This is a genomic window from Brevundimonas sp. UBA7664 (assembly GCF_002483305.1).
Classification (GTDB): Bacteria; Pseudomonadota; Alphaproteobacteria; order Caulobacterales; family Caulobacteraceae; genus Brevundimonas.
Map to the genome: position 1 here is coordinate 66,771 of NZ_DLHQ01000018.1, position 6,369 is coordinate 73,139.

General features: G+C 69.4%; 5 protein-coding genes. 4 read left to right on the top strand and 1 reads right to left on the bottom strand.

All coding sequences use genetic code 11. The annotated features are described in order from the left end of the window. Positions 1-2 precede the first annotated feature (2 nt). Positions 3-869, top strand: a complete 867-nt coding sequence (locus tag B2742_RS03780) for a 4-(cytidine 5'-diphospho)-2-C-methyl-D-erythritol kinase (RefSeq protein ID WP_292063145.1) — start codon at positions 3-5, stop codon at positions 867-869. A 54-nt stretch (positions 870-923) separates the two neighbouring features. Next, positions 924-1,847, top strand: a complete 924-nt coding sequence (locus tag B2742_RS03785; RefSeq protein ID WP_292063148.1) for a hypothetical protein — start codon at positions 924-926, stop codon at positions 1,845-1,847. A gap of 146 nt (positions 1,848-1,993) precedes the next feature. On the opposite strand, the gene B2742_RS03790 is transcribed toward B2742_RS03785, so the two are convergent. Beyond that, a complete protein-coding gene (locus B2742_RS03790) occupies positions 1,994-2,731 on the bottom strand; it encodes a polysaccharide deacetylase family protein (RefSeq protein WP_292063151.1) in 738 nt (245 codons plus the stop codon). Positions 2,732-2,991: 260 nt separating this feature from the next. Here B2742_RS03790 and B2742_RS03795 point away from each other — a divergent pair, with 260 nt between their 5' ends. Both B2742_RS03795 and glyS read left to right on the top strand, forming a co-directional pair. Then, a complete protein-coding gene (locus B2742_RS03795; protein ID WP_292063169.1) occupies positions 2,992-3,885 on the top strand; it encodes a glycine--tRNA ligase subunit alpha in 894 nt (297 codons plus the stop codon). Further along, positions 3,885-6,194, top strand: a complete 2,310-nt coding sequence (glyS, locus tag B2742_RS03800; RefSeq protein ID WP_292063154.1) for a glycine--tRNA ligase subunit beta — start codon at positions 3,885-3,887, stop codon at positions 6,192-6,194. Before B2742_RS03795 ends, glyS begins: the two co-directional genes overlap by 1 nt. Positions 6,195-6,369: the final 175 nt, after the last annotated feature.

Here is a 6,369-nt window from a genome sequence, read left to right on the forward strand (position 1 = left end):
ACATGAGCACGGCCGCCCGGCTGGCGCCCGCCAAGATCAATCTGTTCCTGCACGTCGGGCCGCTCGCGGCGGACGGCTATCATCCTCTGGCCAGCCTGGTCGCCTTCGCCGATGTCGGCGACGGGGTGACGGTCGAACCGGCGGACCGTCTTTCGCTGGCTGTCACGGGGCCCTTCGCCCGCGCGCTGCAAGGCGAGGGCGACAATCTGGTCTTCCGGGCGGTGCGCGCCCTGGGCGCGGCGGCGGGGATCGGCGAGCCGGGACTGGCGATCACCCTCGACAAGCAGTTGCCGGTCGCGGCGGGTGTGGGGGGCGGTTCGTCCGACGCCGGGGCGGCGCTCAAGCTGGTCCGGGACGTGCTTGGCCTGCGCTTCGACGATGCGGCCCTGGCGGAGATCGCGGCCGCCATCGGCGCCGACGGTCCCATGTGCCTGCACGCCCGCGCCGCCTGGGCCAGAGGCCGGGGGGACATTCTGACCTTTGAGCCTGCCCTGCCGCCGCTCCCGGCCCTGCTGGTCAATCCGGGCGTCCCCTCGTCGACCGGAGCCGTCTATCGCGCCTTCGACGCCGGCGAACCGGGTCTGGCCGATACGCCGGCGCCGCCTCTGGACTGGTCGACGGCGGCGGTCGAAGCCTGGCTGCAGACGCAGCGAAACGACCTGCAGGCCCCGGCGGTCGCCCTGGCCCCGGCCATCGGCGACGCACTCGCGGCCACGCAAGCGCTGCCCGGCGCGCGCCTGACGCGGATGTCGGGCTCCGGCGCCACCGTCTTCGCCCTGTTCGAGACGCTCCGGGCCGCCGAGGCCGCCGGCCAGGCCCTTTCCGTCCTCCGGCCCGACTGGTGGATACGGCCGACGACCCTGCGATAGCCGCCGGGCGGGCGCCTTAACGGTCGGCAAACCGGTGTCTGGCAGAGTGGCGGCATGGAAACGCTCTCGCCCGTCCAGATCGCCGCGTTCGAAGCCGTGCTGAACCGCGTCCCGGCCGAGGACCGCGCCCGCCTTCACGCCCTCAAGGCCGCCGCCGCCGCCGCGGCCGCCGCCTCGGCCCCGCACTGGGATTTCGACCAGCCGGGCCATCGCGCCGAGGAGGCGCTGGCCGAGGCCTTCGGCGCCGCCCTGACCGACGACCACCGCCGCGCCCTGGTCGCCCTGTGGGCGCTGGAGATGCCGGCGCGCATCCCGGCCGCCGACCTGCCGGACGCCGTGCTGGAGCTCTATCCGGAATGGATCGGCCGTCTGGCCGACTTCCTGACCGCCGCCGCCGATCCCTATGACCGCGACTTCTGGGCCAAGGATGTGCGCATCTCGCTGGTCCTCAGCGTGCCCGGCGCCCGCACCCAGATGATCGACCTCAGCTCGCCGATGGGGCCGGGGCAGGTTCTGCGCCACGCCCGCGAGGGCTGGGGCTGGTCGGTGATCCCGGCCTATGCCGCCGCCCAGGCCTGGAAGCCGTGGCTGGAGGTCCATACCGAGAGCCGCGAACTGTCCGACTTCAACGAGGCCGGCTGGGACCGCGCCTGGGCCACCGCCGCCGAGATCTGCAAGCGCCGCCCCGAGATGGCCGGCATGCTGGGCTCCAGCTGGTTCTACGATCCGCCGCTGGAGCAGATCAGCCCGCGCCTCGCCTATCTGCGGCTCAACCTGCTGAAGCACGGCGCCTTCATGGTGCATCAGGGGCCGGGCGAGATTCACACCCAGCGCGCCGCGACCAGCTCCCCGACCCGCGCCGCCCTGATCGAGGCCGGAGACTACACGGCCCGTTCGTGGATCGTCGCCTTCCCCCGCGCCGCCCTGATCCGATGGGCGGACGCGCGCAAGGCGGCGATGATGCGCGAGGCGGCCTGATCTAATCTGATCCGCTCATCCCGGCGAAAGCCGGGACCCAGTCCTGTCCAGTCTGACGCCGGCGTTTCAGGACATTTGATCGCGGATCACCAGCCTTACCGCATCACCCAAAACACTGGGTCCCGGCTTTCGCCGGAATGAGCGGATTATTGGGTGACCTTGTCCCACGCCGCGCCCACCGGCGCGATCGCCAGCCCGGCCGCCTTCGCCGCGCGCAACACCCGATCCAGATCGTCCGGCGTGCAGCCGTAGTCCGTGGGCCGGTCCGAGACGTCGTGCCCATAGGCGGTCAGCCAGCCTTTCGACGCCGCCGCTTCGGCCATCAGGCCTTCGAGGTCGTAGCCGGGCAGGCGGCGGCTCTCGAGGCCGATGCTCCTGATCAGCCCCCGGTCCTCGCGGCCGGCGTTGACGCCGTCGCGGACGCCGCGAGCCATGGCGAAGCGCTCGCGCACGACCCGTTTGGCCCCCACCGTCGCATCGCCGAACGGCCAGGCGAAGGTCGTCATGCGATGGCCGTCCAGTCGCTCGGCCACCCAAGCGGCATTGGCGTCCAGGCTGAGCCGCAGGGCTTCGGCGTCCATGCGCAGGGCGCTGGTGTGGCCGAAGGTGTGGCAGCCGACCTCATGGCCGGCGGCGTGCAGGGCCTGCAGGTGCGGCGCCTCGAACTGGTCGCGGTCCATGTTGATCCCGCCTGCCAGCCCGCCGCAGACATAGTAGGTGGCCTTGACCCCATGTTCGGCCATGACCGGCCCGGCCTCGGTCCAGGCGCTGGCGGGGAAGTCGTCGAAGCTCAGCGAGAACACGCCCTTCGCCGGCGCGATGGTCACCGCCTCGATGTCGAGATAGCGCGCGGCGCGCCGGCGCATCTGGTCGATCTGCTTCATGGCGCGAACGCTAGCGGTCGACGCTTAACATTCCGTCCTCCGTCCTTCCCGGCGAAGCCGGAATCGGTGGCTGCAGCCCCGGCTCTTCACAACGGCCACGACGATGTCACAACGGGCACAACGGGACCGGAACCTGGCGCGGACCCGTTGTGTCCGTCGTGGGTCCGTTGTGTTCGTTGTGATGAACCCGGCAACCGGGCTCCTTGCCGCAAATGGGCCGCCCGTCTAGGGTCCGCCGCCTTCTTCCCCGAACGAAAAAGCTGCCCGTGACGACCGAACCGCTCGCCTTCCAGGACCTGATCCTGACGCTCCACAAATACTGGGGCGATCAGGGCTGCGCGATCCTGCAGCCCTATGACATCGAGGTCGGGGCGGGGACGCTGCATCCGGCGACGGTGCTGCGCGCGCTGGGCCCGCGCCCGTGGAAGGCGGCCTATGTCCAGCCGTCGCGGCGGCCCGGCGACGGCCGCTATGGCGAAAATCCCAATAGATTACAGCACTATTACCAGTATCAGGTGATCCTGAAGCCGAACCCCGAAAACCTGCAGGCGCTCTATCTCGGCTCGCTGGCCGCCATCGGCATCGATCCGAAGCTGCACGACATCCGCTTCGTCGAGGACGACTGGGAGAACCCCACGGTCGGGGCCTGGGGGCTGGGCTGGGAGGTCTGGTGCGACGGGATGGAGGTGACCCAGTTCACCTATTTCCAGGGCGTGGGCGGCATCGAGGTCGATGTGGTCTCGGGCGAGCTGACCTACGGGCTGGAGCGACTGGCCATGTACGTCCAGGGCGTCGACAACGTCTACGACCTGAAGTTCACCAAGGAGGGCCTGACCTATGGGGAGGTCTTCCTCGAGAACGAGCGCCAGCAGTCCGAGGCCAATTTCCACGGCTATGACGTCGACGGGCTGAAACGCCGGTTCGAGGACATGGTCGGCGAGGTCGGGCGGTTGCTGGCGATGAAGGGCCCGCAGGATCAGGCGCTGGTGCTGCCCGCCTACGATCAGGTGCTGAAGGCCAGCCACCTGTTCAACCTGATGGACGCGCGCGGGGCCATCGCCGTGGCCGAACGCCAGAGCTACATCGGCCGCATCCGGGACCTCTGTAAGGCCTGCGCGACCGAATGGGTCGAGCAGGAAAGGGGGCGCGTCTGATGGCCCAGTTGCTGATCGAACTGTTGTCGGAAGAGATCCCGGCCCGCATGCAGGGCGGGGCCGCGCGCGACCTTGAGCGGATGGCCGCCGAGCGGCTGAAGGCCGCCGGCCTGACGTATGACGCCCTGACGACCTTCGCCGGGCCGCGGCGGCTGACGCTGGTGGTCGAGGGGCTGCCGACGGCGACGCCCGACCGCGAGGAAGAGGTCAAGGGCCCGCGGGCCAATGCGCCGGAGCAGGCGCTGGAGGGCTTCCTGCGGAAGACCGGCCTGACCAAGGACCAACTGGTCGAGCGTGACGGCGTCTTCTTCGCCGTCCTCAGCAGCAAGGGCCAGCCGACGGCGGCCCTGATCCCGGACATGGTCGACCAGATCATCCGCGGCTTCCCCTGGCCCAAGTCGATGCGCTGGGGTTCGGGCACGCTGCGCTGGGTGCGGCCGCTGAAGCGGATCGTGGCCCTGTTCGACGGCCATGTCGTGCCGTTCGAGATCGACGGGATCCAGAGCGGCGAGCTGACCGAGGGGCATCGCTTCCTCGGCTGCGGCCGGCCGTTCGCGGTCAGGGATTTCGCGGATTACCGCGCGAAGCTCGAAAGCGATTTCGTCCTGCTGGACGCCGTCGACCGGCGGCTGAAGATCCTCGAGGCGGCGCAGAAGGTCTGCGCCGACAAGGGCCTCGCCCTCGTCGATGACGACGGCCTGCTGGACGAGGTGGCGGGGCTGGCCGAATGGCCGACGCCCATTCTCGGCGACATGGACCCGGCCTTCCTCAGCCTGCCGCCCGAGGTGGTCCGGCTGTCGATGAAGGTGCACCAGAAATACTTTGCGGTGCGCGATCCGTCCAAACACGGCCTGGCCCCGCATTTCGTGGTCGTGGCCAATGTCGAGGCGACCGACGGGGGCAAGGCCCTGGCCGCCGGCAACAGCCGCGTGCTGTCGGCCCGTCTGGATGACGCCCGCTTCTTCTGGGACGAGGACCTGAAGACCGGCTTCGACGTCTGGGCGAAGAAGCTGGAGGGGGTGACGTTCCACGCCAAGCTGGGGACGCTGGCCGAGCGGGTCGAGCGGATTGCGGCCCTGGCGCGTGAGATCGCGCCGCTGGTCGGGGCCGATCCGGATCAGGCCGAGGCCGCCGCCAAGCTGGCCAAGGCTGATTTGTCGGCCGCCATGGTCGGGGAGTTCCCCGAACTGCAGGGCGTCATGGGCGGCTACTACGCCCGCGCCGCCGGCCACCCGGACGCCGTCGCGGACGCCGTGCGCGATCACTACAAGCCGCAGGGTCCGGCGGACTCCGTGCCGACCGCGCCGCTGACGGTGGCTGTGGCGCTGGCCGACAAGCTGGACACCCTGGTCGGGTTCTTCGCCATTGATGAGAAGCCGACGGGGTCGAAGGATCCGTTCGCGCTGCGTCGGGCGGCGCTGGGGGTGATCCGGCTGGTGCTGGAGAGTGGGGCGCGCCTCCAGCTTACGGGGATCATTGAGAAGGCTCAGCCGCGAGTATACTGGCGCGACAGCCTCATGATGCGCCTACTCCAACGTCACCCCACCGAGGGCTACCTCATCTACCCCGATTTCTGGGAAGATTATCGCGGCCCCTACATCGATGAAGAAGGCAACGAAGACTGGCGCTTCGACATCTGGTCCTTCCCATCCGACGCCGACGTTTTTGTGGTTGCCGATTGGGTAAGGCCCGACATGGCCGGCGAGCGGCTCATGGTCATAAACAGTCCAGAATTCTTCAAGAGCGCGGAACGGCCAGAGGTCATTTTGTCGGCTCAGACGACCGCAAGAGATCTAGTGGCCTTCTTCGCCGACCGCTTGAAGGTCCTCCTCCGCGATCAGGGCAAGCGCCACGATCTCGTCGACGCCGTCTTCGCGCTCGGCGACGACGACCTCGTCCGCATCGTGCGGCGGGTGGAGGCGCTGGACGGGTTCCTCGCCACGGACGATGGGGCCAATCTGCTGGCCGGGTACAAGCGGGCGTCCAACATCCTCAAGGCCGAGGAGAAGAAGGGGGCCGTGCCGACCGGCATGGTGCAGACCGGCCTGCCGGGTCAACCGGAGCAGGAAAGCGCCCTGGCCTTCGCCGCCGCCGCCGCCGCGGCCGCGGTGGACGCCGCGCTGGAGACCGAGGACTTCGCCGCCGCCATGACCGCGCTGGCGCGGTTGCGCGCGCCGGTGGACGCCTTCTTCGACAAGGTGATGGTCAATTCCGAGGTGGCCGCCGAGCGGGACAACCGGCTGAAACTGCTGGGGCAGGTTCGCAGCGTCATGGGCCGGGTGGCGGACTTCGGGATGGTTGGGGGGTAGCTCCGTCAATGCCGTCCATCCCCCTTTGCGGGGGTGCTGGAGATTCCCCGATTGTCAGCATATCCCGCCTCGCCAACCCCCTGACTCTGCTCACCTTTCAAAAATTACAGCGTCCTTATCCCGCCCTGGCTGGCCCCCGTCCTAGACTCCCGCCCATCCCGTCGGTGGGGAGGGC

What these genes read in the sequence shown, in the direction of transcription:
- B2742_RS03780 (WP_292063145.1), top strand. Translation starts at nt 3, where the DNA reads ATGAGCACGGCCGCCCGGCTGGCGCCCGCCAAGATCAATCTGTTCCTG.
- B2742_RS03785 (WP_292063148.1), top strand. Translation starts at nt 924, where the DNA reads ATGGAAACGCTCTCGCCCGTCCAGATCGCCGCGTTCGAAGCCGTGCTG.
- B2742_RS03790 (WP_292063151.1), bottom strand. Translation starts at nt 2,731, where the DNA reads ATGAAGCAGATCGACCAGATGCGCCGGCGCGCCGCGCGCTATCTCGAC.
- glyS (WP_292063154.1), top strand. Translation starts at nt 3,885, where the DNA reads ATGGCCCAGTTGCTGATCGAACTGTTGTCGGAAGAGATCCCGGCCCGC.